This window comes from Serratia marcescens, from assembly GCF_006715005.1.
In the GTDB taxonomy this organism is placed as follows: Bacteria; Pseudomonadota; Gammaproteobacteria; order Enterobacterales; family Enterobacteriaceae; genus Serratia; species Serratia montpellierensis.
In genome coordinates this window covers 4,901,603-4,926,710 of record NZ_VFMJ01000001.1, presented here as the reverse complement: position 1 = coordinate 4,926,710, position 25,108 = coordinate 4,901,603, and the positions used below count along the sequence as shown (strand labels likewise).

Annotated in this window: 26 protein-coding genes; 9 read left to right on the top strand and 17 right to left on the bottom strand. The window is 60.1% G+C overall.

Annotated features, from left to right (window positions below):
- Positions 1 to 47 precede the first annotated feature (47 nt).
- The 12 genes from trpS to pilM form a co-directional block, all read right to left on the bottom strand.
- A complete protein-coding gene (trpS, locus tag FHU12_RS23765; protein WP_025304534.1) occupies positions 48 to 1,055 on the bottom strand; it encodes a tryptophan--tRNA ligase in 1,008 nt (335 codons plus the stop codon).
- A 2-nt stretch (positions 1,056 to 1,057) separates the two neighbouring features.
- Complete coding sequence (locus FHU12_RS23760; RefSeq protein ID WP_025304535.1) at positions 1,058 to 1,756, bottom strand: phosphoglycolate phosphatase; 699 nt, start codon at positions 1,754 to 1,756, stop codon at positions 1,058 to 1,060.
- Positions 1,749 to 2,426, bottom strand: a complete 678-nt coding sequence (gene rpe, locus FHU12_RS23755; RefSeq protein WP_019456160.1) for a ribulose-phosphate 3-epimerase — start codon at positions 2,424 to 2,426, stop codon at positions 1,749 to 1,751. The genes FHU12_RS23760 and rpe overlap by 8 nt, the downstream gene beginning before the upstream one ends.
- A 51-nt stretch (positions 2,427 to 2,477) precedes the next feature.
- Positions 2,478 to 3,290 (bottom strand): adenine-specific DNA-methyltransferase, encoded by an 813-nt coding sequence (gene dam / locus FHU12_RS23750; protein ID WP_141972157.1) that lies wholly within the window; start codon positions 3,288 to 3,290, stop codon positions 2,478 to 2,480.
- An 84-nt stretch (positions 3,291 to 3,374) separates the two neighbouring features.
- Positions 3,375 to 4,388, bottom strand: a complete 1,014-nt coding sequence (locus FHU12_RS23745; RefSeq protein WP_141972154.1) for an SPOR domain-containing protein — start codon at positions 4,386 to 4,388, stop codon at positions 3,375 to 3,377.
- A 156-nt stretch (positions 4,389 to 4,544) separates the two neighbouring features.
- Positions 4,545 to 5,645, bottom strand: coding sequence for a 3-dehydroquinate synthase (gene aroB / locus FHU12_RS23740; protein ID WP_141972152.1), 1,101 nt, complete (start codon positions 5,643 to 5,645; stop codon positions 4,545 to 4,547).
- 106 nt (positions 5,646 to 5,751) lie between these two features.
- Positions 5,752 to 6,273, bottom strand: a complete 522-nt coding sequence (gene aroK, locus FHU12_RS23735) for a shikimate kinase AroK (protein ID WP_004391482.1) — start codon at positions 6,271 to 6,273, stop codon at positions 5,752 to 5,754.
- Positions 6,274 to 6,622: 349 nt separating this feature from the next.
- Positions 6,623 to 7,867 (bottom strand): DNA uptake porin HofQ, encoded by a 1,245-nt coding sequence (gene hofQ / locus FHU12_RS23730; protein ID WP_141972150.1) that lies wholly within the window; start codon positions 7,865 to 7,867, stop codon positions 6,623 to 6,625.
- Positions 7,864 to 8,223: a HofP DNA utilization family protein gene (locus FHU12_RS23725; RefSeq protein ID WP_141972149.1), complete on the bottom strand. Its 360-nt coding sequence runs from the start codon at positions 8,221 to 8,223 to the stop codon at positions 7,864 to 7,866. The genes hofQ and FHU12_RS23725 overlap by 4 nt, the downstream gene beginning before the upstream one ends.
- On the bottom strand, positions 8,216 to 8,710 hold the full coding sequence (locus FHU12_RS23720; protein ID WP_141972148.1) for a hypothetical protein: 495 nt from the start codon (positions 8,708 to 8,710) through the stop codon (positions 8,216 to 8,218). The genes FHU12_RS23725 and FHU12_RS23720 overlap by 8 nt, the downstream gene beginning before the upstream one ends.
- Positions 8,703 to 9,242, bottom strand: a complete 540-nt coding sequence (locus tag FHU12_RS23715) for a PilN domain-containing protein (protein ID WP_141972147.1) — start codon at positions 9,240 to 9,242, stop codon at positions 8,703 to 8,705. Before FHU12_RS23715 ends, FHU12_RS23720 begins: the two co-directional genes overlap by 8 nt.
- Complete coding sequence (gene pilM / locus FHU12_RS23710) at positions 9,242 to 10,075, bottom strand: pilus assembly protein PilM (RefSeq protein WP_141972146.1); 834 nt, start codon at positions 10,073 to 10,075, stop codon at positions 9,242 to 9,244. The genes FHU12_RS23715 and pilM overlap by 1 nt, the downstream gene beginning before the upstream one ends.
- Before the next feature lie 121 nt (positions 10,076 to 10,196).
- On the opposite strand from pilM, the gene mrcA reads away from it, so the two are divergent.
- A complete protein-coding gene (gene mrcA, locus FHU12_RS23705) occupies positions 10,197 to 12,755 on the top strand; it encodes a peptidoglycan glycosyltransferase/peptidoglycan DD-transpeptidase MrcA (protein ID WP_141972145.1) in 2,559 nt (852 codons plus the stop codon).
- Positions 12,756 to 12,805: 50 nt separating this feature from the next.
- On the opposite strand, the gene nudE is transcribed toward mrcA, so the two are convergent.
- Positions 12,806 to 13,360, bottom strand: a complete 555-nt coding sequence (nudE, locus tag FHU12_RS23700; protein WP_038878156.1) for an ADP compounds hydrolase NudE — start codon at positions 13,358 to 13,360, stop codon at positions 12,806 to 12,808.
- Positions 13,361 to 13,805: 445 nt separating this feature from the next.
- Here nudE and FHU12_RS23695 point away from each other — a divergent pair, with 445 nt between their 5' ends.
- The 7 genes from FHU12_RS23695 to FHU12_RS23665 all read left to right on the top strand — a co-directional run bounded on the left by FHU12_RS23695 (position 13,806) and on the right by FHU12_RS23665 (position 20,702).
- Positions 13,806 to 15,935, top strand: coding sequence for an intracellular growth attenuator family protein (locus FHU12_RS23695; RefSeq protein ID WP_141972144.1), 2,130 nt, complete (start codon positions 13,806 to 13,808; stop codon positions 15,933 to 15,935).
- 98 nt (positions 15,936 to 16,033) lie between these two features.
- On the top strand, positions 16,034 to 16,714 hold the full coding sequence (gene yrfG / locus FHU12_RS23690) for a GMP/IMP nucleotidase (RefSeq protein WP_025304546.1): 681 nt from the start codon (positions 16,034 to 16,036) through the stop codon (positions 16,712 to 16,714).
- A complete protein-coding gene (gene hslR, locus FHU12_RS23685; RefSeq protein WP_141972143.1) occupies positions 16,711 to 17,118 on the top strand; it encodes a ribosome-associated heat shock protein Hsp15 in 408 nt (135 codons plus the stop codon). The genes yrfG and hslR overlap by 4 nt, the downstream gene beginning before the upstream one ends.
- Positions 17,119 to 17,143: 25 nt before the next feature.
- On the top strand, positions 17,144 to 18,022 hold the full coding sequence (gene hslO / locus FHU12_RS23680) for an Hsp33 family molecular chaperone HslO (protein ID WP_141972141.1): 879 nt from the start codon (positions 17,144 to 17,146) through the stop codon (positions 18,020 to 18,022).
- Positions 18,023 to 18,216: 194 nt separating this feature from the next.
- Complete coding sequence (pckA, locus tag FHU12_RS23675) at positions 18,217 to 19,836, top strand: phosphoenolpyruvate carboxykinase (ATP) (protein WP_025304549.1); 1,620 nt, start codon at positions 18,217 to 18,219, stop codon at positions 19,834 to 19,836.
- Between the two features lie 126 nt (positions 19,837 to 19,962).
- Positions 19,963 to 20,226, top strand: coding sequence for a FitA-like ribbon-helix-helix domain-containing protein (locus tag FHU12_RS23670; RefSeq protein WP_141972139.1), 264 nt, complete (start codon positions 19,963 to 19,965; stop codon positions 20,224 to 20,226).
- Positions 20,223 to 20,702 (top strand): type II toxin-antitoxin system VapC family toxin, encoded by a 480-nt coding sequence (locus FHU12_RS23665; protein ID WP_141972137.1) that lies wholly within the window; start codon positions 20,223 to 20,225, stop codon positions 20,700 to 20,702. The genes FHU12_RS23670 and FHU12_RS23665 overlap by 4 nt, the downstream gene beginning before the upstream one ends.
- Before the next feature lie 34 nt (positions 20,703 to 20,736).
- Here FHU12_RS23665 and envZ read toward each other — a convergent pair whose 3' ends face one another.
- The 4 genes from envZ to cbpA all read right to left on the bottom strand — a co-directional run bounded on the left by envZ (position 20,737) and on the right by cbpA (position 24,354).
- Complete coding sequence (gene envZ, locus FHU12_RS23660) at positions 20,737 to 22,107, bottom strand: two-component system sensor histidine kinase EnvZ (RefSeq protein ID WP_141972135.1); 1,371 nt, start codon at positions 22,105 to 22,107, stop codon at positions 20,737 to 20,739.
- Positions 22,104 to 22,823: an osmolarity response regulator transcription factor OmpR gene (ompR, locus tag FHU12_RS23655; protein WP_004709363.1), complete on the bottom strand. Its 720-nt coding sequence runs from the start codon at positions 22,821 to 22,823 to the stop codon at positions 22,104 to 22,106. Before ompR ends, envZ begins: the two co-directional genes overlap by 4 nt.
- Positions 22,824 to 23,080: 257 nt before the next feature.
- Positions 23,081 to 23,386, bottom strand: coding sequence for a chaperone modulator CbpM (locus FHU12_RS23650; RefSeq protein ID WP_049202813.1), 306 nt, complete (start codon positions 23,384 to 23,386; stop codon positions 23,081 to 23,083).
- Between the two features lie 5 nt (positions 23,387 to 23,391).
- Positions 23,392 to 24,354 (bottom strand): curved DNA-binding protein, encoded by a 963-nt coding sequence (gene cbpA, locus FHU12_RS23645; protein ID WP_141972133.1) that lies wholly within the window; start codon positions 24,352 to 24,354, stop codon positions 23,392 to 23,394.
- A 230-nt stretch (positions 24,355 to 24,584) separates the two neighbouring features.
- Between cbpA and greB the strand changes: the two genes are divergently transcribed.
- A complete protein-coding gene (greB, locus tag FHU12_RS23640; RefSeq protein WP_038878177.1) occupies positions 24,585 to 25,058 on the top strand; it encodes a transcription elongation factor GreB in 474 nt (157 codons plus the stop codon).
- Positions 25,059 to 25,108: the final 50 nt, after the last annotated feature.

Here is a 25,108-nt window from a genome sequence, read left to right as displayed (position 1 = left end):
GACGTAAAAAAAGCGGCCTATGGCCGCTTTTTTTATTTGCACCGACGTTACGCCTGCGGCGGTACGAAACCGACGGCCTGATAGACCTTCGCCAGGGTTTCCTGCGCGCGTGCGCGTGCCTTGGCGGCGCCGTCGCGCATCACCTGCTGCAGATAGGCTTCGTCGTTACGGAAGCGGTGATAGCGCTCCTGCAGCTCACCCAGCATGCCGGAGACGGCTTCCGCCACCGCGCCTTTCAGGTGGCCATACATCTGGCCTTCGAACTCGGCTTCCAGCTGCGCGATGCTCTTGCCGGTCACACCGGCGAGAATATCCAACAGGTTGGAGACGCCCGCCTTGTTGACCACATCGTAACGCACGACAGGCGGCTCTTCCGAGTCGGTCATTGCGCGTTTGATCTTCTTGGTCACCGCTTTCGGATCTTCCAGCAGGCCGATCACGTTGTTGCGGTTGTCGTCCGACTTGGACATCTTCTTGGTCGGCTCCTGCAGCGACATCACGCGCGCGCCGGATTTAGGAATAAACGGCTCCGGCACTTTGAACACGTCGCCGTACAGCGCGTTGAAACGCTGGCCCACGTCGCGGCTCAGCTCCAGGTGCTGTTTCTGGTCTTCGCCCACCGGCACCTGGTTGGTTTGATACAGCAGAATATCCGCCGCCATCAGCACCGGATAGCTGAACAGCCCAGCGTTGATGTTCTCGGCGTAGCGCGCGGATTTGTCCTTGAACTGCGTCATGCGGCTCAGTTCGCCGAAATAGGTGTAGCAGTTCAGCACCCAGCTCAGCTGCGTGTGCTCAGGCACGTGCGACTGCACGAAGATGGTGCTTTTTTCCGGGTCGATGCCGCAGGCCAGGTACAGCGCCAGCGTATCCAGCGTGGCCTTGCGCAGCTTCTCGGCGTCCTGGCGCACGGTGATGGCGTGCAGATCGACGATGCAGTAGATGCAGTCGTAGTCGTCCTGCATCTGCACCCACTGACGCAGCGCACCCATGTAGTTGCCGATGGTCAGTTCGCCGGACGGCTGCGCGCCGCTAAATACGATGGGCTTACTCATGTTTAAATTTCCTGATTCTCTAAAGATGACAGCCCAAGAGCGGGCAACAAATCGGCAAAGCGCTCCAACACCCGATCGGGGTGGCTCAGGGCGATCGATTCGCCGTAGTTATAACCGTAGGTAAAGCCGACGCTCGGGCAACCGGCGCCCTGCGCGGCTTGAATATCGTTGCGCGAATCGCCGACGAACAGCAGTTCATGTGCGCGCAGCCCAAGCTTGCCGAGCACCAGGTACAGCGGCGCCGGATGAGGTTTTTTTTCCGTCACGTCGTCGCCGCCGATCACCAGCGAAAAATAGTCGCCAATGCCCAACGATGCCAGCAGCGGCGCCACGAACGGCGTCGGCTTGTTGGTCACCAGCGCCATCGGGTAGCCGTGCGCGGCCAGTCGGGCCAGCGTCTCTTGCACCTGCGGGAACAGGCGGCTGCCGCTGTCGACGGTCTGCGCATAGAAATGATCGAAGCGTTCACGCAGCCGGCCGCACTGCTCCGGCGTACCTTCCGCTTCCGCCCAGCGCAGCGCGCGCTGCACCAGCACGTCGGCGCCGTTGCCGATCCAGGTGCCGACCCGTTCTTCACCCGCTTGCGGCAGGCCCCTTTCTTCCAGCGCCATATCGATAGCGGCCGCCAGACCCGGCGCGCTGTCGACCAGCGTGCCGTCCAGATCGAAGGCCAATGCGCGGATCGCGCCGAAATCAGCCATGGGAAACCTTCGCCAGCTCGCTGCGCATCTCGTCGATCACCTTACGGTAGTCCGGCTGCCCAAAGATGGCAGAACCGGCGACGAACATATCGGCACCCGCGGCGGCGATTTCGGCGATGTTGTCCACCTTCACCCCGCCGTCAACTTCCAGGCGGATATCGCGACCGCTGTCGTCGATCAGCTTGCGCACCTGGCGCAGTTTGTCCAGCGTGCCGTGGATGAACGACTGGCCGCCGAAGCCCGGGTTAACCGACATCAGCAGGATCACGTCGATTTTATCCATCACGTAATCGAGGTAGCTCAGCGGCGTCGCCGGGTTGAACACCAGGCCGGCTTTACAGCCGTGCTCTTTGATTAGCTGAATGGTGCGATCGACATGCTCGGAAGCTTCGGGGTGGAAAGAGATATAAGACGCGCCAGCCTTGGCGAAATCAGGCACGATGCGGTCCACCGGTTTGACCATCAGGTGTACGTCAATCGGCGCAGTAATGCCGTAGTTGCGCAGCGCTTCGCACACCATCGGACCGATGGTCAGATTGGGCACGTAGTGGTTATCCATCACGTCGAAGTGCACCACGTCGCCGCCTGCGGCCAGCACGTTGGCGGTATCTTCACCTAACCGGGCAAAATCTGCCGACAGAATGGACGGGGCAATCAAAAACTTTTTCATCCGCTTCTCCAAACGTAGGGTCGAGTTGTTATGCGCCGGGGTGCCCCCGGCTTAGCGATACAGCGCCAAAAGCTCGTTCACTTTGCTGCGGCCGAGAATATTGCGACTGATCGTGCGGCGCGCTTTCACCACATACAGCGCAGCATTCTGGTACCAGTCGCGCGTCAGCTCGGTATCGTGATTGGAGATCAATACCGGTACCTGGTTCTCTACCGAGAGCTGGTGCGCCAGTTGCGCCAGGCTCTGCTGATCGGCGATGCTGAAGCTGTTGGTGTGGTAAGCGGTGAAATTCGCCGTCGCCGACAGCGGCGCATAAGGCGGATCGCAATACACCACGGCGCCGGCCACGGCCTTCGCCATGGTATCGCGGTAATGCTCGCAGACAAAAGTGGCATTGCGCGATTTTTCGGCAAACCAGTAGAGCTCTTCTTCCGGGAAGTACGGTTTCTTGTACCGGCCAAACGGCACGTTGAACTCGCCGCGCAGGTTATAGCGGCACAGGCCGTTATAGCAGTGACGGTTCAGGTACAGGAACAGCAGCGCCCGGCGGTAAGGCTCGGTGCTAGTATTGAACTCTTCTCGCAGCAGGTAAAACTGATCCGAGTTATTGAATTCATCGGCGAAAAGCGTGCGGGCATCGCGCACGAAGTCATCCGTGCGCAGCTTAACGATGTTATACAGGTTGATAAGATCGCTATTGATGTCGGCGAGAATGTAGGCGTCGTAATCCGTATTCAGAAAGACGGATCCCGCACCCACGAAGGGCTCGATTAAGCAGTCTCCCGCCGGCAGATGGCGACGAATCTCATCTACCAGCGGGTATTTTCCACCAGCCCATTTTAAAAAAGCGCGGTTTTTCTTCATGCCGTCAATTAGCTACTTATACAATTCAGAGCGGCGGATTGTACTCTGTTTCAGACAGCACATCAGCGCACAAATTTAAATGATTTATTTTTTAAGATCTTGCTGCACTTGGTGTACAGGTCGGACCCACGGTTTTTTCGCCTGCACATCCGCCGGCAACGAAGCAATGGCGCGCTTCGCTTCCGCAGAAGACGCATAGTTGCCGCTCACCAGAACGTACCACGGCTTGCCGTCACGCTTGGTGGCGTACACCAGGTAGTTCTGCAGCTTCTGCTGTTTGGCGTAGGCGTTCAGCGTGTCGGAACGCGAAGCGCTGCTCAGCTGCAGGGTATAGTGGCTGCCCGGCGCAGACTGCAGTAAACTGCCGCTGCTGGCGACCGCTCCCGCTTTCGCGGTGGAAGACGGCTTGGCCGGCGGCGTATACACCGTGGTCGGTGATTTATGCTGCGTCGCGGTCGGTTTGGTGGCGGCGGTTTTCGCCGGCGTTTTATGCTGTTGCGGCGCGGTGCCCTGCACAGGACGCGTCGCTTCGCGCGCCGCGGCGCCGCTCATCACCGTCGCCGGTGCGGTCGGCAACGTCGACGCTGCGCCGGTCATGCCCTGGGTTGCGGCATCCACCTGCCCCTGCTGCTGCGACAGCGCATCCGCCATGTTGCCCGGCAAATCGACGCGCTGCTGTGCACCGCCCTGCTGAGGCTGCGTTTGCGCTTCAGTCGGCGTGCCAGAGATCGGCGGAACGCTGACGTTCTGCGGTTGCTGCGGCTGAGTTGCGCTCACGCCGTTATTATCGTGGGTATCCGTCGTGCCGCCCGGCACGCCGTTATTGGCAGTGGTCAGCGACGAAGAACCGGACAGGTTGATATCGCGGGCCGCGCCGTTTTGCGCGCCGCTCTCCTGAGCCGCTTCATGTTTGGTCGGCGCCTTCAAGGCGGAACCGATGCCGATAATCAGCAGCAACAGCACCAAAATGCCGATGCCAATCATCAAATGCTGGCGCGAAACGGCGAAGCGCGGCACGGCGGCCGGCTTGCGCGAACGCGTTGGACGACGATCGCTGCTATCAGGTCTGAGATCGTCTTCCGGTTTAAACTCGTCCATCTGAAACCCTCCAACTAGAGGCAAAAGCCCACCACCGTAGACCTACCGTGGCACGGGCAGATTAACCCGATGATGGCAAAGCGACACCCGTCGTGCTCTGCTCACTGTATTAATATAGATGCAAATGGCGGCTAAGCCACTGTTACTTAGTCCGATTTAATTACGCTGCGGCTCAGGCAAGCAGGCGGCGATCGACGCCAGCACCAGCTCATGCCCTACGCCACCGCGCACTTCCGCCGCACCGATCGCGGTCGGCAGCACCAGACGCAGTTCGCCCGCCAGCACTTTCTTGTCGCGCAACATGTGCGGCAGATAGGATTCCGGCGTCATTTCCTGCGGCCCGCAGACCGGCAAGCCGGCGCGCAACAGCAGCGCTTTGATACGTTCGATGTCTTCAACAGAGAACTGGCCGAGACGGTGCGCGGTTTCCGCCGCCATCACCATGCCTGCAGCCACCGCTTCACCGTGCAGCCACACGCCGTAGCCCATCTCGGCTTCGATAGCATGGCCGTAAGTATGGCCCAGATTCAGCAGGGCGCGCAGACCGCTTTCGCGTTCGTCAGCAGCCACCACCTCGGCCTTCAGTTCGCAGCAGCGGCGGATACAGTAGGCCAATGCCTGCATATCCAACGCCATCAGCGCATCGATGTTATTTTCCAACCAGACGAAGAACTCGCGATCGAGGATGATCCCGTATTTGATGACTTCGGCCAAGCCGGAAGAGAGTTCACGCGTCGGCAGCGTTTTCAGGCAATCCAGATCAACCACCACCGAAGCGGGTTGATAGAAAGCACCGATCATGTTTTTGCCGAGCGGGTGGTTGACGGCGGTCTTGCCGCCCACGGAAGAATCCACCTGCGACAGCAGCGTGGTGGGAACCTGGATGAAACGCACGCCACGTTGGTAACACGCGGCGGCAAAGCCGGTCAGATCGCCGACAACACCACCACCGAGTGCGATCAGCGTGGTATCTCGCCCGTGCGGTTTTTCCAGCAGCGCCGAAAACACCTGCTCCAGCACCGCCAGAGATTTGTACTGCTCACCATCGGGAAGAATCACCTGATCCACCACGACGCCGCCCTGCTCCAGCACCTGCCGGACACGCTCCAGATAGAGCGGCGCCAGGGTCTGGTTGGTGACCAACATCGCTTGCTCACCTGCCTTTAACGGCATAAAAGAAGCCGGATCGTCAAACAATCCGGCGGCGATGGTAATCGGGTAGCTGCGCTCCCCAAGCGTTACAGTAATTCTCTCCATGTCGCGCTCAGTTCTCTGTATGGTGCGGCGGTGGTTGATCCCCGCAGCAGCGGGGAACACAAATCAGTTTTCCGCATTAGCCGACGGCGAACGCGAAAATCGGCAATCAGTTGCTTTCCAGCATGTTGATGATCTGGTTGGCAACCACTTTAGCGCTCTGATCGTCGGTGCGGATGGTGACATCAGCAATCTCTTCATACAACGGATTGCGCTCTTTCGCCAAAGCTTCCAACACTTCACGCGGCGGAGAGTCGACCTGCAACAGCGGACGTTTTTTATCACGCTGAGTGCGAGCCAACTGCTTCTCGATCGTGGTTTCCAAATAGACCACCACACCACGCGCGGACAGACGGTTGCGCGTTTCGCGCGACTTCACCGAACCGCCGCCGGTCGCCAACACAATCCCTTGTTTTTCCGTCAGTTCATTAATGACTTTTTCTTCACGATCGCGGAAACCTTCTTCCCCTTCCACGTCGAATACCCAGCCCACGTCAGCTCCGGTACGTCGCTCAATTTCTTGATCGGAGTCGAAGAACTCCATATTGAGTTGCTGAGCTAACTGACGGCCAATAGTGCTTTTGCCGGCACCCATAGGCCCAACCAGAAAGATATTGCGTTTCTCTGCCATGTTTTTCGGTATTACTAAGACAATTCGTTAATGTTAACCCGCCCCGCCAATCAAATTAGCGGCGGGACCTAAACTGAAACCTCATGAGCGATAGTGCGAGATCAGACGAAAAATTATCTCAACACTCTTGGTAGTTTGGCAACCGATTAAATCGCAATCCACGCCGCGGGAGGGAAACCATATGTTTTTAACGGCGTCTTGGCGCTAACAAAAAACCTCGGTGCTCAATTCGGTAACCCTTGTAAGCTAAATCGGCCGCAGCGTCAAACGCAGATCCCCCCAAGGGGATAAAAAAGTGTATCTGCTCATCAACTTTAGGAGATTTGCCGCCCGGCTGACAGGCAGCCGCCTATCCCTTAATCAGAGTCGGCGTAATGAAGATCACCAGCTCGCGTTTTTTCTGTTGTGTGCCGCTTTGTCGGAACAAACCTCCCAATAACGGCGCATCCCCCAATCCCGGCACCTTGTCCGCCGTCTTGCCGCTATGCCGTTGAAAAATACCGCCGAGAACCAGGGTTTCACCGTTTTTCACCGTGATCTGCGTTTTAATCTCCTGTTTATCGATGGTGAGCGCTTCACCCGCGCCCCGGCTGATGGCGCGCCCCGGCATATTTTGACTGATGTGCAACGTCAGCGTGATGCGCCCGTCCGGCAACACTCTCGGCGTCACCTCCATGCCCAGCACCGCCTCTTTGAACTCAATGGCGGTCGCACCGCTGGCGCCGCTTGACACTTCGTAAGGGATCTCGGTTCCCTGCTTGATGCTGGCGGTTTGCAGGTGCGCCGTCAGCAGGCGCGGGCTGGCAATGATCTCCACCTGATTCTCCTGTTCCAGCGCCGTCAGCTCGAGGCTCAGCAAACGCCCGCTGATGCGCGCGAGGTGGAAACCGGCATTTACCGCGCTGCGCTCCAGCGGCAGGTTGACGCCAAGATTGCCCGGCCGCAGCGGCTGCGCCGGCCTGTCGTCGGGCGCCAATCCCCAACGCACGCCGAGTTCGCGCAGGCTTTCGCTGTTGATGGTCACGATATGCGCCGCCAGTTGCACCTGTGCCAGCGGCGCATCCATTTCCGTTACCCGCTTTCTCAACTGCGCCAGAATCGGCGCGGTGTCGCGGAGCAGCAGCGTATTGGTGCGCTTATCCGCCAACACGCTGCCACGCTCGCTGAGCAACGTGCCACGTTGGGCATTGAGGCTTTCGGCAATCTCCGTCGCATCGCCGTTTTGCACTGTCAGCGTCAGGCTATGCAAGGGTTGCCGCTGCGCCAGCGCCTCTCGCTGCTGCTTTTTTTCCTGTGCGCCCGGCTCCGGGGCGATAAGCATCACGCTCCCCTCCCGCGTCATCGTCAGCTTGCCCATGCGCAGAGTCAGCGCCAGCGCCTGAGGCCAAGGCACATTCTCCAACCGCAGCGTCAGGTTGCCGCTCACGCCGGGCGCGGCGATCAGGTTTAGTTGCCGATAATCCGCCAGCGCCTGCAGGATGACCGTGACCGGCGCATCCTGAAACTCCAGCGAAATAACCTGTTTATCCTGCGCCTGTGCGATGCCGAGCGTCAGACACCACAGCGCCACAGCCAATCCCGCGCGTCCTTTCATGGTTTGCCATCCTTGTTGTCCATCATCAGCGAGATGTCACCCTGACTCGCCGGGCAATCCGGCTCGGCCGCCAGCGCCATTAACGTCAGGCTGCGCGCCTGCACCTGCGCCACCTGCCAGCGATCGGCCAGTACCCGCTGCTGCGGCCGCAGGCGCAGCCATTGCCCCGCCGGCGTCACCACCCAGCCATAGCGCAGCGTCGGTTGCCCGATGACGCCTTTCAGGCGCCAGCCCGCCGGCGATGCCGCCGTTTGGGCACAAGCAGGCAGCGGAGGCGGCGCAAACGGATCGCGCGGTTCAGCACACAAGGCCCACGGCCATAGCAGCCACCACCAACGGCCGAGTCTTTTACTCATCGGCCTGCTCCTCGGCGGCATCCTGTAAAACCAACCGCGCCGTCATGCCTTGCGGCGGTGTCTCCACGCTCAATTGTTCGAGACGCAAATCGGCGGGCAGCGCCTCCAGCAGCGCCAATAAACCGGCGTAGTCAATGCGCAAACTCAGCGTTTGCCGCAGCGGTTTTTCCTGCCGCTGCCAGCGCAACAAGGCGCTCCCCGCCTGTTGCAGCACGTTCGCCAGATCGCCGGCGGTGGTCGGGCCGATCGGCGTCGGCGGCATAGGGGCTTCCGGCGCCTCGTCCAGTTGGCGCTGTACCATGGCTATCTGTTGCAACAGGCGCTGTTGCCGCTCCGCCGCGTTTTCCCGCTGACGCCATTCGTCTTGCAGCAGCCAACCGCCGCCCAACAGCGCCAGCGTGCCGATGCCCAGCCCTTGCGCCGCCAGCAATAGCCAGCCCGGCAAGCTCAGCCAAAAGCGCAGCACGGATGACAAACGGCTATCCATCACGCCCCCACTGCGCCGCCAAGTGAAAGGCGTACAGGCCGTCTTCGCGTTGCACTACCTCAGCCAAACGCAGCCTTGGCAACGCAGGCATCCCCGCCAGTCGCCGTTCGAACTGCGTGATGGCCGCAGGAGAGCGGCTCAATCCACGCAGCCGCAGGCCGTTCGCCGCATCGCTGTCCAACGCCGTAAGCCACAGCGGTGGAGGCATGCAGGAGGACAACTGCTGCAGCAGCTGCAAATAACGCCGGTTATGTTGGGCATTGCGCGCCTGCCGTTCGGCGCGGGCGCTGTGCAGCGCTCGCTGCGCCCGATCTTGTTGTTGCTCACGAGCGAGCAACGTCAATGCCGCCAGCTCCTCACCCAGCATCACCAGCCGCGCCTGCCGCTGCGCCTGTTGGTGACGCAGCTGGCCGGCGGCCAGGAACAATGCCAGCAGCAGCGCCGTTACCTGCAGCAGCAGCATGCCCAGCCAGAAATAGGCGCGTCGCCGATCGCGGCGCTGGCGCCAGGGCAGAAAGTTGACCTGATACATCAGCGATCCTCCTCGCGCAGCGCCAGACCACCGGCCAGCGCGAACGCCGAGGGATGCACAGGCAACGGCGGACGCAGCTGCGTAAAGGCGCTGAGCGGCGACCAGGCAAGGCAACCGGCGGGCAGGGCTCCCGCCAGCACGCTGCCGGCATAGACCGGCCGATCGTCGCCCGCCGGCATCTGGGCTTGCAGCGCCCGCAGCGCCTGGGCGCCATCGTCGCCCGGCACCAGACCAAAGGCGAACGCGCCGTCGGCCGGCGCTACCCACAGCCATTCTCGTTCGAGACGGTGCATCAGCCCCGAGGCGGGCGGCACGTCCGCCGCCGTCGCCATCGTCCGCAGCGCGCAGGGGGTGATATCGACCGCTTGCGGATGCAAGCCAGCCTGACGCAGGCAATGCAGCCACTGCTGCAGCTCCTGCCGCCGCGCGGTGGTCAACAGCAGCGCCGCTTCATCCGCCGGCGCTGCGCGATAGTCGAGCGCCAGCGTCTGGCCATCGAGTGGAAACTGTTTTAGGCCGTGGCCATCGATATAGTCGCTGCGTTCCGGCTCGCGCAGCCGCGCGTCCGGCTGTGCCATACGTTGCTGCAACACGCGCTGTGCCGGCAGAGCAATGCGTAAGGAAATATGTCGCGGAAGTTGAACGCGCCATTGCCGCAGCGCCCGGATCAGAAATTCGGAAGGTTCCAGGCAGCCATCGCGTAAAACTGCCTGCGGCAGCGTCTGTTGCCACCAGTGACGCAACTGCCAGCCGTTGCGGCGACGTTGAACCGCCACCGCCCGCACGCAGTCGATTTGTATATCCAGCCCCACCTGCCATGCTTGAGGGAACATGTTTCGCAAGCCTCCATAACATCAGATGATAAAAGAACATATCCATGTCGCAGGCTTGCCTTTATACTACCGCGCGGTTGTTTATAAACTGCCCAAATGACTTAGAAATGGGAAATCTCAGGTGAAGTTCGTAAAGTATTTACTAATCCTTGCAGTATGTTGCATCGTGCTGGGAGCAGCCTCGATTTTCGGCTTGTACAAATATGTCGAGCCGCAACTGCCCGACGTCGCAACGCTGAAAGATGTACGGCTGCAGATACCGATGCAGGTTTACAGCGCCGATGGCGAACTGATCGCCCAATACGGCGAGAAGCGCCGCATTCCGCTGAAGCTGGATCAAATTCCGCCGGTGATGGTGCACGCATTTATCGCTACCGAAGACAGCCGCTTCTATGATCACCACGGCGTCGATCCAGTCGGCATCTTCCGCGCCGCCTCCATCGCGTTGGTCTCCGGCCACGCTTCGCAGGGGGCCAGTACCATTACCCAACAGCTGGCGCGTAACTTCTTCTTAAGCCCGGAACGCACCCTGATGCGTAAAATCAAGGAGGCCTTCCTGGCGGTGCGCATCGAGCAGATGCTCACCAAGGATGAAATCCTTGAGCTGTATCTGAACAAAATCTATCTGGGTTACCGCGCCTACGGCGTGGGCGCCGCCGCGCAGGTCTATTTCGGCAAAGACGTCAGCCAGCTGACCCTGAGCGAAATGGCGACCATCGCCGGCCTGCCGAAAGCGCCGTCCACCTTCAACCCGCTCTATTCGCACGATCGCGCCGTTGCCCGTCGCAACGTAGTGCTGTCGCGCATGCTGGACGAACACTACATCACGCAGGCGCAGTACGATCAGGCGCGCGCCGAAGATCTGGTCGCCAACTACCATGCGCCGGAAATCAGCTTCTCCGCGCCGTATCTCTCCGAGATGGTGCGTCAGGAGATGATCAAGCGCTACGGTGAAAACGCCTATACCGACGGTTACAAGGTTTACACCACCGTCACCAAACGGCTGCAGCTGGCGGCGCAGGAGTCGGTGCGCAACAACGTACTGGCCTATGACATGCGTCACGGCTATCGCGGCCCGTCCAACGTGTTGTGGAAAGTCGGCGAAGCGGCCTGGGATCGCAAGCAGATTGTCGATTCGCTGAAAAACCTGCCGAGCTACGGCCCGCTGGCGCCGGCGGTCATCACCGCCGCCAACCCGCAGGAAGCGACGGCGATGCTGGCCGACGGCAGCAGCATTGCCCTGCCGATGGCGACCATGCGCTGGGCGCGCCCATACCGTTCAGACACGCAGCAAGGCCCAACGCCGAAACGCGTCACCGACGTGGTGCAGGCCGGCCAGCAGGTGTGGGTGCGTAAAGTGAACGAAGCCTGGTGGCTGTCGCAGGTGCCGGACGTCAACTCGGCGCTGGTCTCGATCAACCCGAACGACGGCGCGGTGAAAGCGCTGGTCGGCGGCTTCGATTTCAACCAGAGCAAGTTCAACCGCGTCACGCAGGCGCTGCGCCAGGTGGGGTCGAACATCAAACCGTTCCTGTACACCGCTGCGATGGATAAAGGCCTGACGCTGGCCACCATCCTGAACGACTTACCGATTACCCGTTGGGATGCCGGCGCCGGCACCGACTGGCGGCCGAAGAACTCGCCGCCGACCTACGACGGCCCGATTCGCCTGCGTCAGGGGCTGGGGCAATCGAAGAACGTGGTGATGGTGCGCGCAATGCGTGCGATGGGCGTCGACTACGCGGCGGAATATCTGCAGCGCTTCGGCTTCCCGGCACAGAACATCGTGCATACCGAATCGCTGGCGCTGGGTTCCGCCTCCTTCACCCCGATGCAGCTGGTACGCGGCTACGCGGTGCTGGCTAACGGCGGTTACCTGGTTGACCCGTACTTCATCACCAAAATTGAAGACGACAACGGCAATACGGTGTTCGAAGCCAAACCGAAAGTGGTGTGCAGCAGCTGCAACCTGCCGGTGATCTACGGCGACACCCACCGTTCGGCGGTGCTGTCCGACGACAACATCGAAAACGTCGCCACCTCGCAGGAAGGCAGCAACAGCACGGTGCCGATGCCGCAGCTGGAGCAGGTTACCCCGGCTCAGGTGCAGCAGGACGGCGACCAACAGTATGCGCCGCACGTGATCAGCACGCCGCTGGCCTTCCTGATCCACGATGCGCTGAACAGCAACATCTTCGGCGAACCGGGTTGGATGGGCACGGCCTGGCGTGCCGGGCGCGATTTGAAACGTCATGATATCGGCGGCAAAACCGGTACCACCAACAGTTCCAAAGACGCCTGGTTCTCCGGCTATGGCCCGGATACCGTGACGTCGGTGTGGATAGGTTTCGACGATCACCGCCGCGACCTGGGCCGTTCGACGGTATCCGGCGCCATCCCGGATCAGATTTCCGGCGGCGAAGGCGGTGCCAAAAGCGCCCAGCCGGCGTGGGACGACTTCATGAAGACCGCGCTGGAAGGCATTCCGGAGCAGAAAGTCACGCCGCCGCCGGGTATCATCAGCGTCACCATCGACAAGAGCAGCGGCAAGCTCTCTGGCGGTGGCGGCGGTAGCCGTTCCGAGTACTTCATCGAAGGAACTCAGCCGACGGACTACCCATCGCGCGATACCGGCACCACGTTGACCGATCCGGGCGGCGAAAGCCACGAGCTGTTCTGATCGAAAAGGGCCAGAGAAATCTGGCCCTTTTTTATTCGGCGCGAAGCGTATCAGCGCGAAGCGCGCAAAAATGCCTCGGAGAGGAACAGCGCGCTGACGTTGCGCGCCTCACGAAAATCCGGTTCCGCCAGCAGCGCCATCATGTCGGCGATCGGCCAGCGCACCTGCGGCAGGGGCTCCGGTTCGTCCCCTTCCAGGCTCTGCGGATAGAGATCGTGCGCCAGCACGATATTCATTTTGCTGGAAAAGTAAGAGGGTGCCATCGTCAGCTTGCTGAGAAAATCAAAGCGCTTCGCCCCGTATCCCACCTCTTCCATCAGCTCGCGGTTGGCGGCCTCCAGCACCCCCTCACCGGGATCGATCAGCCCTTTCGGGAACCCCAGCTCATAGGATTCGGTGCCTACCGCATATTCGCGGATCAGCAGCAGGTCATCGCCAATCACCGGCACAATCATCACCGCTTCGCGATCCGAAGGCCGCATGCGCTCATACACCCGCCGCACACCGTTGCTGAATTCCAAATCGACCGACTCGACGTTGAACAAACGCGAACGCGCGACGGTTTCCACTTTCAGAATTTTAGGTTTTTGCAGGTGTTTATCCATGATTGCCTCAAAGAGGTTACCCAGGCGCGGACGGGGCAACCGAAATAATGATTGGCGTAACGCACGGCTCGTTGGCGCTCAAACGCTGACCAAATTCGATCCTGATCACATTGTGCGTTAAGGCTAAGCTCCGCCGCAACGAGCATGAGCAGTAATTTACTTTCTTTTAACAAGCGTAGCCAGCGGCGGGCGATTTTCCGTACTGATTCAGCAAACAGCACGCATGAAAATAGGATAATACCGATATCGACGGCAGAGGCCGGTTGCTAGTATCACGCAGGCAAGAATCAGTGATAAAATGGCCTTGCGTCATGAAGGAATGAGATCCAGAGCGAGAATCTGTTTGTTCCCTCATTAGTTCTGGGTGCCTCCTGGCGGTTTACTCCGTATAATATTCACCTTTTCATCAGGTTGGCGAAATTCACGGGTGTGAGATGGGGATTGCATGAGCACAATAGTGTTGATATTGGCCTTAGTGCTTGTCTGCCTGATTACCGCCGGCCTGTACCTGTGGTTCAAGGCGCGCAACCCGTCGGCGCTGGCGCACGCATTGCCGTTTATCAAACCTGCCCACCGCAAGCTGACCGACGAAGAACGCGCCGCGGTCGAGTTCTATCTCAATCAGCAAAACAAGCTGAGCAACAAACTGTTGCCCGGCGGCGGCGCTACCTTGCCTGCAGCCAAACTGGCGCTCACCCCGCAAAGCGATAACGTTTATCCCGTCACGCACGCCATCACGCGCTACGGGTTGGCCAGCGACGATCCCAATAAATGGCGCTATTACCTCGATGCCGAAGAGGTTCACCTGCCGCCGTTTTGGGAACCCTATATCACCGCTGACAACCATGTGGAAGTGATCCGAACCCAGACGCTGCCTCTGGTGATTTCGCTCAACGGGCACTCGCTGAAAGATCATATCCACGACCGGCCACAGCCGCCGGTGGTGACCGCCGCGCCGACCAAAAACGCCTCTATCCGCAAGGAAGAGAGCGAGCATGTCGAGCTGATAAATATTCGCAAGGAAACGCCGGAAGAGCATGCGTTGAACCGGCCGAACGGCATCCGTGAAGCCGTCATCATCTCCGCCGCGCTGCTGCTGCTGTTCTTCAGCCTGATAAGCCCGGTGCTGGTGATCCCCTGGATGATTTTCGTGGCGGTGCTGATGATCGCCTGGGGATGCTGGAACCTGTTCCGCCGTCCGGCGTCACGCGAGCTGAAAGAGATCCATTGTCTGCGCGGCACGCCGAAACGCTGGGGCCTGTTCGGCGAATCCGGCCAGGGGCAGATCAGCAATATTTCACTCGGCATCATCGATCTTATTTACCCGCCGCATTGGCAGCCTTACCTGACGCAGGACCTGGGCAAGACCACCGATGTGGACGTTTACCTCAATCGGCAGGTGGTGCGCCAGGGGCGCTTCCTCTCTCTGCATGACGAAGTGAAAAACTTCCCGCTGCAGCAGTGGGGCCGCAACGCGGTGCTGGTCGCCAGCTCGGCGCTGGTGCTGCTGTTGCTGCTGATCTATATCCCGCTGAACCTACCGCTGACCCTCAGCATGGCCTGGCTGCAGGGCGCGCAAAAAGTGGAAGTGACCAGCGTTCAGGCACTGGAAGCCACGCCGCTGCGCATCGGCGACACGCTGAAAGTGCGCGGCAGCGGCATGTGTTATGTCCCACCGGCGGCCGCCGGCGGCGCCAACTTTGCGCCGTTCGACTGCTCCGGCATCTACTGGAACAACGCCGCTCCACTGCCGCAGCCGGAATCGGAAGTCATAGACAAAGCGACGGCCCTGCTGGCCACGGTCAACAGCCAGCTGCATCCGAGCGGCGCCGATCAGAAGGTCAACCCTCAGTTGGCCAGCGCCATCGAGAAATCCGGCATGATCCTGTTGGACGATTTCTCTGATATCGTTTTGAAAACACAGGATTTGTGCCAGGCAGAAAACGACTGCGTGCGGTTGAAGAACGCCCTGGTCAACCTGGGCAACGCCAAAAACTGGAGCGGCCTGGTGAAACGCGCCAGGTCCGGCGCGCTGCAAGGCGTCAACGTCCTGCTGCGCCCGGTGAGCGCCGAGTCGCTGGAAAGCCTGACCAAAGTGGCCACGTCGTCGTTCATCTTCAATGAAACGCGTTTGGCCGCCGCAGCGCTCAACAGCCCGCCGCCGGGCGGTTTCCTGATCAGCAGCGACGAAGGCCGCCAGCTGGTCAGCCATCCGCAGCCGTCGGCGCCGCAGAGCGAATACAACGCCCTCGACCAGTGGAATGAGTTGCAGCGCCTTTCCACTCTGCTGCTGCATACCCCCTTCCAGGCGCAGGGCGTGATCACCAGCCTCAGCGTCGATGCCAACGGCACCCGCCATGTGGCGCTGCACAGCGAACCGGACATGATCACCCTTTGGCGTTACCTCGGCACCAGCCTGCTGTTGTTGGCGGTCGTCATCAGCCTGGGCTATAACGCCTGGCGGCTGGTGCAGCGTCGGCGCATCAATCAGCACCGCGTTGCCGATATCCAGCGTTACTACGACAGCTGCTTCAATCCGCAGCTCAATCCGATGTCGATGCGGCCGATGGCCTGAACCTGACGCCGGGGCCTCCGCCCTGTCATCTGCTTATGCTACGCTAACGCTATTATTCTCATCTGCGGACCGCCCGTCGGTCCGCCCGTGGAGTTTTTATGGTTCCCGAGTTTGATTGGCCGCAGATCGATACCGTGCTGCTGGATATGGACGGCACCTTGCTGGATCTGGAGTTCGACAGCCACTTTTGGCTCAGCCTGGTGCCGCAGGCGCTGAGCGAAAGGCGCGCCATTCCGTTCGACGAAGCCCGTCATATCATTGAGCGGGAGTATCAGGCGGTGCAGCACACCATGAACTGGTATTGCTTCGATTACTGGAGCGAGCGGTTGGATCTGGATATCTACCGCATGACCAGCGAAGTGGGCAGCCGCGCCCGGCTGCGCGAAGACACCGAGCCGTTTTTACGGGCGCTGCGCGACGCCGGTCTGCAAACCATTTTGCTGACCAACGCCCATCCGCACAGCCTGGCGGTGAAAATCGAGCATACCGGCCTCGATCGGCACCTTGATTTATTGTTTTCCACCCACACATTTGGTTATCCGAAAGAAGATCAGCGTCTGTGGCAGGCGGTGCAACAGCACACCGGGTTCAACCCGCAGCGCACGCTGTTTGTCGACGACGGTGAGCCGATCCTCGACGCGGCGCGCACTTTCGGCATTCGTTACTGCCTGGGCGTGCAAAACCCGGACTCCAGCACGGCGGAAAAAAGCTTCCAGCGCCATCCGTCGATGCGCGACTATCGCCTGCTGATACCGGCGCTGGCCAAGGGGGAAGCATGAAGGAAAAAGCGACGCGCGACGACGCGATCCGGCTGGATAAGTGGCTCTGGGCCGCACGCTTCTATAAGACCCGCGCGCTGGCGCGCGAAATGATCGACGGCGGCAAGGTGCACTACAACGGCCAGCGCGGCAAGCCGAGCAAGATTGTCGAACTCAACGCCGAGCTCAAGCTGCGGCAGGGCAACGAAGAACGTACGGTGATCGTGCTGGCGCTGACCAGCCAACGCCGCGGCGCCAACGAGGCGCAGCAAATGTATCAGGAAACCGAAGCCAGCATCGCCAATCGCGAAAAAATGGCGCTGGCGCGCAAGATGAACGCGTTGACCATGCCGCATCCGGACCGCCGTCCGGACAAAAAGGAGCGGCGCGACCTGATGAAATTTAAATTTGGTGAGCCGGAATAACCCCTCACCGCAATGAGAGAAGATTATGTCCAACCATGACCAATTGCACCGTTACCTGTTTGAAAACTACGCGGTGCGCGGCGAGCTGGTTACCGTCAGCGAAACCTATCAGCAGATCCTGAATAACCACGACTACCCGGCGCCGGTGCAAAAGCTGCTGGGCGAGCTGTTGGTCGCCACCAGCCTGTTGACCGCAACCCTGAAGTTCGACGGCGACATCACCGTGCAGCTGCAGGGCGACGGCCCGCTGAAGCTGGCAGTGATCAACGGCAACAACCGCCAGGAGATGCGTGGCGTTGCGCGCACCCAGGCGCCTATCGCCGACGACAGCACCCTGCATCAGATGATTGGCAACGGCGTCATGGTCATCACCATTTCGCCGACGGAAGGCGAGCGCTATCAGGGCGTGGTCGGCCTGGAAGGTGAAACCCTGGCCGAATGCCTGGAAGCCTACTTCCGCCAGTCCGAGCAGCTGCCAACCCGCCTGTTCATCCGCACCAGCGAAGCGCAAGGCAATGCCGCGGCAGCCGGTATGCTGCTGCAAGTGCTGCCGGCGCAGGACGGCAACCTCGATAATTTCGATCATCTGGTGCAACTGACCAACACGGTCAAAAGCGAAGAGCTGTTCGGCCTGCCGGCCAACGAAGTGTTGTACCGCCTGTACCATCAGGAAGAGGTCACCTTGTACGAACCGCAGGACGTGCAGTTCCGTTGCACCTGTTCGCGCCAGCGTTGCGCCGACGCGCTGATGACCCTGCCGACCGACGAAGTGGCGGACATGCTGGAGCAGGACGGTAATATCGACATGCACTGCGACTACTGTGGCAGCCACTATGTCTTTGACCCGGTTGATGTTGCCGCTTTGTATGCGGGTAATACCGGCGAAAGCGACCAGTTGCACTAAGTTACACTCCTTCGGCGGGTGCGCCCAGCGCCCGCCAACGCCCGCCGTTTGCACGTTTGCTTTTTTCCGTGTGCTATCTCTCAGATCGTAACGAAATACCGCCTAAAACGTTAAATATTTGATACCCATCGCGGTTACGCACCGTTAGATCCCTACAATTGCCGCCAGAAATTCTGTGACCAAGGAGTAGTAACATGCGCGTTAAAGGTATAACCCCTCAGGATCTGGCCGCTTACGGCATTCACGACGTTAGCGAAATCGTTCACAACCCGAGCTATGAACTGCTGTTTAAGGAAGAAACAGACCCATCTCTGGAAGGTTTTGAGCGTGGGGTAGTCACCAAGCTGGGTGCCGTCTCCGTCGATACCGGCATCTTCACCGGCCGTTCGCCGAAAGACAAATACATCGTCCGCGACGACATCACCCGCGATACCGTGTGGTGGGCCGATCAGGGCAAAGGCAAAAACGACAACAAACCCCTCAGCCCGGAAGTGTGGGCCGATCTGAAACACCTGGTCACCGAGCAGCTTTCCGGCAAACGCCTGTTCGTGGTGGATACCTTCTGCGGCGCCAATGCCGACTCGCGCCTGAAAGTGCGCTTCATCACCGAGGTGGCCTGGCAGGCGCACTTCGTGAAAAACATGTTCATCCGCCCAAGCGACGACGAGCTGGCTGACTTCGAGCCGGACTTCGTGGTGATGAACGGCGCCAAATGCACCAACCCGAACTGGCAGCAGCAAGGCCTGAACTCGGAGAACTTCGTCGCCTTCAACCTGACCGAGCGCATGCAGCTGATCGGCGGCACCTGGTACGGCGGCGAAATGAAGAAAGGCATGTTCTCGATGATGAACTACCTGCTGCCGCTGAAAGGCATCGCCTCGATGCACTGCTCGGCCAACGTGGGCGAGAAAGGCGACGTGGCGGTGTTCTTTGGCCTGTCCGGTACCGGCAAGACCACCCTCTCCACCGATCCTAAGCGTCAGCTGATCGGCGATGACGAGCACGGCTGGGACGACGATGGCGTGTTCAACTTCGAAGGCGGCTGCTACGCCAAGACCATCAAGCTGTCTGAAGAAGCCGAGCCGGACATCTACCACGCCATCAAACGCGACGCGCTGCTGGAAAACGTCACCGTGCTGGCCGACGGCAGCATCGACTTCAACGACGGTTCGAAAACCGAGAACACCCGCGTTTCTTACCCGATCTATCATATCCAGAACATCGTCAAGCCGGTGTCCAAGGCGGGTCATGCCACCAAGGTGATCTTCCTGACCGCCGATGCCTTCGGCGTACTGCCGCCGGTATCGCGTCTGACCGCCAACCAGACTCAGTACCACTTCCTGTCCGGCTTCACCGCCAAGCTGGCCGGCACCGAGCGCGGCGTAACCGAGCCGACGCCAACCTTCTCCGCCTGCTTCGGCGCCGCGTTCCTCTCGCTGCACCCGACGCAGTACGCCGAAGTGCTGGTGAAACGCATGCAGGCCGCCGGCGCCCAGGCTTACCTGGTCAACACCGGCTGGAACGGCACCGGCAAGCGCATCTCGATCAAAGATACGCGCGGCATCATCGACGCCATCCTGAGCGGTGAAATCGACAAGGCGGAAACCATTACTCTGCCGATCTTCGATCTGGCGATGCCGACCGCGCTGCCGGGCGTGAACCCGGAAATCCTCGATCCGCGCAATACCTACGCCAGCCTCGAGCAGTGGCAGGAAAAAGCGCAGGATCTGGCCGAGCGCTTCATCACCAACTTCGACAAATACACCGACACGCCTGCGGGCGCCGCGCTGGTCAGCGCCGGCCCTAAGCTGTAATTCGGTAGCGTTACCTCTTCAGCTAAGGCGCGGATCCCGCGCCTTTTTTTATTTTCATTGATTGCTTTTTAACCAGCAAGGCGAGAAAATAAGTCAATGCAATCATTGATAGCAAAGGAGGTTTAAATGGCGACTATCACCGTCAGAAATCTGGACGACGAAATCAAAGAGCTGCTGCGTATTTCAGCGGCGAAAAACGGCCATTCCATGGAAGAGGAAGCGCGTATGATCCTGAAACAGGCGCTGGTGAAAAAGCCGCCGCGCTATGGATTGGGTACCTGGATGCATCAGCACTTCGCCGAATTCGGCGGCGTCGAGCTGGAGATCCCACCGCGTGACGCAGTGCCACCACGCATCGTCACCTTTGATGATGAAAATGGCAACGCATGATTATTCTCGACACTGACGTCATTTCAGAAACGCTGCGCCCCAGTCCGTACTACAACGTCATTAACTGGTTAAATGAAAAGGACAATGACGAGCTCTATCTGAGCGCCATTGTCCTGGCAGAACTGTTCAGCGGCGTCGCCTGCATGCCTGACGGCAAGCGCCAGCGGGATCTCAAGCTCAAATTGGCGGACGCGATTGAATTGAAGTTCGAGGGGCAGATATTGCCGTTTGATGGGCTGTGTGCGATGCAATACGCGGAATTGACGGCAAGGAACCGGCTTCTGGGTCAAGCGATGAGCGTGCCGGATGCCCAAATCGCCGCCACCTGCCTGCATTACGGCGCGGCCCTCGCCACCCGCAATACCAAAGACTTTCTCCACTGCGGCATCGAGTTAATCGACCCGTGGCAGGCGCCGACCGGCCGTCGGTTGCATGAAGATGCGGCGGAATACTACGTGATGAGCAGGAAGTCCTGACGGGGCCGCAGCGGCGCGGCCCACGCCAAGAGCGTCAGGCGTTGTCCCTGGCGGTCTGATGGCCGTTGGCCGACTCTTTTTTCTCCATCGGCAACGGAATATACGCGCGGATCAAAAGCCCGCCGCGCTCGCTGGTGCCAATATCCAGTTCGCCGTCGTGCGCGTCGATAATACGCTGCACGATAGCCAGCCCCAGACCGGTGCCGCTGGTGCTGCGTGCGCTGTCGCCACGTACGAACGGCTGCAACAGGTGCTTCAATTCTTCCGGCTTGATGCCCGGGCCGTCATCTTCCACCTGGAACCAGCCGCGCTGCAGCTCGCGGCCACTGCTGACCTTGATCCAACCGTTGCCGTAACGCGCCGCGTTCACCACCATGTTCACCGCCGCCCGCTTAATCGACAGCGGGTGCACGTTCATCATCAGCTCACCCGGCGACAGCGCGGTTTCGATCACCCGCTCATAGCCGCTCTCCGCCGCGACCACCTCGCCCAAAATAGCGTTCAGATCGCTGCTTTCGGTCGGCATCTCCTGCCCGGTGCGCAGATAGTCGATGAACTGCTCGATGATGGCGTTACACTCTTCGATGTCTTTATTGATCGACTCGGCCAGATAGCCGTCTTCGGCGCTCATCATCTCCGTCGCCAGCCGGATGCGCGTCAACGGCGTGCGCAGGTCATGGCTGACCCCGGCCATCAGCAAAGTGCGATCGTCCGCCAGCTGCTTGACGCCCGACGCCATCTGATTGAATGCGCGAGTCACCGACCGCACTTCGGAAGCGCCATACTCGCGCAGCGGTGGCGGAATGATGCCCTTACCCACCTGCAGCGCCGCATGTTCCAGCTCCACCAGCGGGCGGTTTTGAATGCGGATAAACAGCCAGGCACCGCCGATCGCAAGCAACATAATCGCCAGCGTATAGCGGAACAGCGGAGAGAAGTCGCCCTGGTGGATTTCCGTCAGCGGCACGCGTACCCAGATATCGGGCTGCAGCCAGGTTTTCAGCCACACCACCGGGGAGTTCTTGTTCACCTCCACCCGCACATCGGTCGGCCCGCCGAGCTGCTGCGCCATCTGCTGGCTGAGGAACTGGTAGTGCTGCGCCCAGCGCAGGCCGCTCTCCTCCGCCGCCGAGTTGGTGTAGAGAGAGATGCCCAGTTCGCGGTAGATCTCACGGCGGAACGCCGGCGGCACTTCCAGCAGCGTGCCGTCCTCCAGCTGCAGCCGATCGGTCATCAGCATACGCACTTCGTACGCCAATACCTTGTTGAACTGCTGCAGGCTGGGCAGGATGGCGAAGTTCAGCACCACCAGATAGGTCGTCACCAGGCTGACGAACAGCAAGGTGACGATCAACAACAGGGTTCGGGCAAACGAGCTACGCGGTGAAAAGCGCAATCGCCTCATGCCTTGCTGCCGTCCGGGACGAACACGTAGCCGAGACCCCAAACGGTCTGGATATAACGCGGATGCGCCGGATCTTCTTCCACCATGCGGCGCAGGCGCGAGATCTGCACGTCGATGGAGCGCTCCATGGCGCTGTATTCGCGGCCACGCGCCAGGTTCATCAGCTTATCGCGCGACAGCGGTTCACGCGGGTGGCTGACCAGCGCTTTCAGTACCGCGAACTCGCCGCTGGTCAACGGCATCGGTTCGTCTTCGCGGAACATCTCGCGGGTGCCGAGGTTCAGTTTGAATTTGCCGAACGCGATCACCGCCTCTTCCTGCGAAGGCGCACCCGGCAGTTCGTTAGCCTGGCGGCGCAGCACCGCGCGGATGCGAGCCAACAGCTCACGCGGGTTGAACGGCTTAGGAATGTAGTCGTCGGCGCCGATTTCCAGCCCCACGATGCGATCGACCTCTTCGCCTTTGGCGGTGACCATAATGATCGGCATCGGGTTGCTCTGGCTGCGCAGACGGCGGCAGATGGACAGCCCATCTTCGCCCGGCAACATCAGATCGAGCACCATCAGATGGAAGGATTCACGGGTCAGCAAGCGATCCATTTGCTCAGCGTTGGCAACGCTGCGAACCTGGAAGCCCTGCTCGGTTAAATAACGTTCTAAAAGCGCGCGCAGGCGCATGTCATCATCGACAACCAGGATCTTATGATTCTCTTGCATGGTATTACTCCCAAAGGCTTTATTGCCTGACTCGAATATTGTTAGAAAACCTTGCCATTTGAGACAGCGTTTAATGGTATGTATTCTAGACGAAATTGTTACAAAGCTTATTCTTTTCCCCATTTATCAACAATTTTCATCGAATGTCGACGGGGGTTCGTCAAAATTTCGCCCTTTATCGGCGCAATGTGGGGCAGCGGCCCAATTTTGCGCAATTTCGCCACCGGCGAACCGCACGGTGGCGTTTTGACGGCGAGTCAGGAAGTCTGCAGGAAACGCGCCAACTGCCGGCGCAGCTGCCGGTTCTCTTGCTGCAGCGCATCGACCCGATCGAGCAGCGTCAGCGCCATGGCGATCCCCGGCCAATCCAGATCCAGTTCGGCCCGCAGCCTGCGCGCGCGCTGCAGATGGCTCAGCGCCGGATAATCGAACTCCCAGCTCGGCTGCGCCGGCTCCAGCGGCACGATCACGCCCAGGCCGACAATCTCGACCAGCTCATCCTCTGAAATCTCCACTCGCTGACACAGTTCCACCACGGTGAATGTGATCTCTTTCTTCATCATGTGCTTTACTCCCATTCCGCACGCGGGTTGAACGCCGCCTGCTCAGCCAGTTCGCGCCACAGGGCGCTGGCCTTCTCGTTCGGCTTCGGCGGCATCACCACCTTGAGAATGACATACAGATCGCCGGGCTCTTTCTTGCCCGCCAGCCCTTTGCCTTTGACCCGCAGCCGTTTGCCGCTCTGGCTGCCGGCCGGCACGGTCAGCGCGATTTTGCCGGTCAGCGTCGGCACCTCAATGCTGGCCCCCAGCGCCGCTTCCCACGGGGCGAGCGGCGCCACGATGCTCAGGTTGTGGCCATCAATTTCGAACAGCGGATGCGGCGCGAGGCGGATGACCAGGTACAGGTCGCCGTTCTGGCCGCCGCCCACGCCGGCAACGCCCTGCCCCTTGAGGCGAATGCGCTCGCCGTCGCCCACGCCGGCCGGGATTTTCACGTTCAGCGTTTTGCTGGCTTCGCTCACCTGCCGCCCCAGCTCGTCGTACACCGGCAGCTTGTAGGCGATCTCGCGGCTTTGGCCATGCAGCGTTTCCTCGAGGAACAGCGGCACCTCCATCTCCAGATCCTGCCCGCGGAAGCCATGCCCGCCGTGCGAGTGCGAAGCGGAGCGGTGCCCGCCCGCCGCCCGCCCGCCGAACATGCTTTCGAAGAAATCGGAGAAGTCTTGCGCGTCGGCGCCGCCGCCGTGCCATGAAGCGCTCTGCTGATAGCCGCCGTGATCGCCGCGCGCCTGGCGGCCAAAGTTAGGATCGTTGCGGTGCAGCCGGATCTGATCGTACTCAGCGCGGCGCTCTTCGTCCTTCAGCACCTCATAGGCTTCGGCCAGCTCCTTGAATTTGCTCTCGGCGTCTTCTTCGGTGCTCACGTCAGGGTGATATTTACGCGCCAGCCGGCGGTAGGCCGTTTTGATGGTTTTCAGATCGGCGTTGGGCTCGACGCCCATCGTTGCGTAGTAATCTTTAAATTCCATGCGGTAATACCTTCAATGTGTTGGGTTGTGCGCCAAAATTCCTTGTCTCTCTCGCCAGATATCCTCCTTTCGTCACATTCCTTTTCCGCTATCGCTAAGCATACTCCCGATTGTTAAAAGCTGCGCAAACTGAATAAAAACCGTGCGACAACGCGCAGGCCCGCGCGCCATTTCTAAAGCCCTGCGCATTCACGTACACTGTGGCGGTGGCCCCATAAAGATAAATCACGATGAGAACTCAACTGATAACCCGTGAAGGGTATGACAAGCTCAAACAAGAGCTGGATTACCTCTGGCGCGAAGAACGCCCCGAGGTGACCAAGAAAGTGACCTGGGCCGCCAGCCTGGGCGACAGAAGCGAAAACGCCGACTACCAATACAACAAGAAGCGGCTGCGGGAAATTGACCGCCGCGTCCGCTATCTGACCAAATGCCTGGAGCAGCTGAAGATCGTCGATTACTCCCCGCAGCAGGAAGGCAAAGTGTTCTTCGGCGCCTGGGTGGAGGTGGAGAACGAAGACGGCGAAACCAAACGCTTTCGCATCGTCGGTTACGACGAGATCTTCGGCCGCAAGGATTACATCTCCATCGACGCGCCGATGGCGCGCGCCCTGCTGAAAAAAGAGGTCGGGGACGTCGCCACCGTCAATACGCCGCTGGGCGAGGCGCAGTGGTACGTGAACGAGATAGACTACCCGAAGTAAGCTTTCAGCTTTTTCCGAACCGCCGCCAACGCCGCCACCTGCGCTGTTCT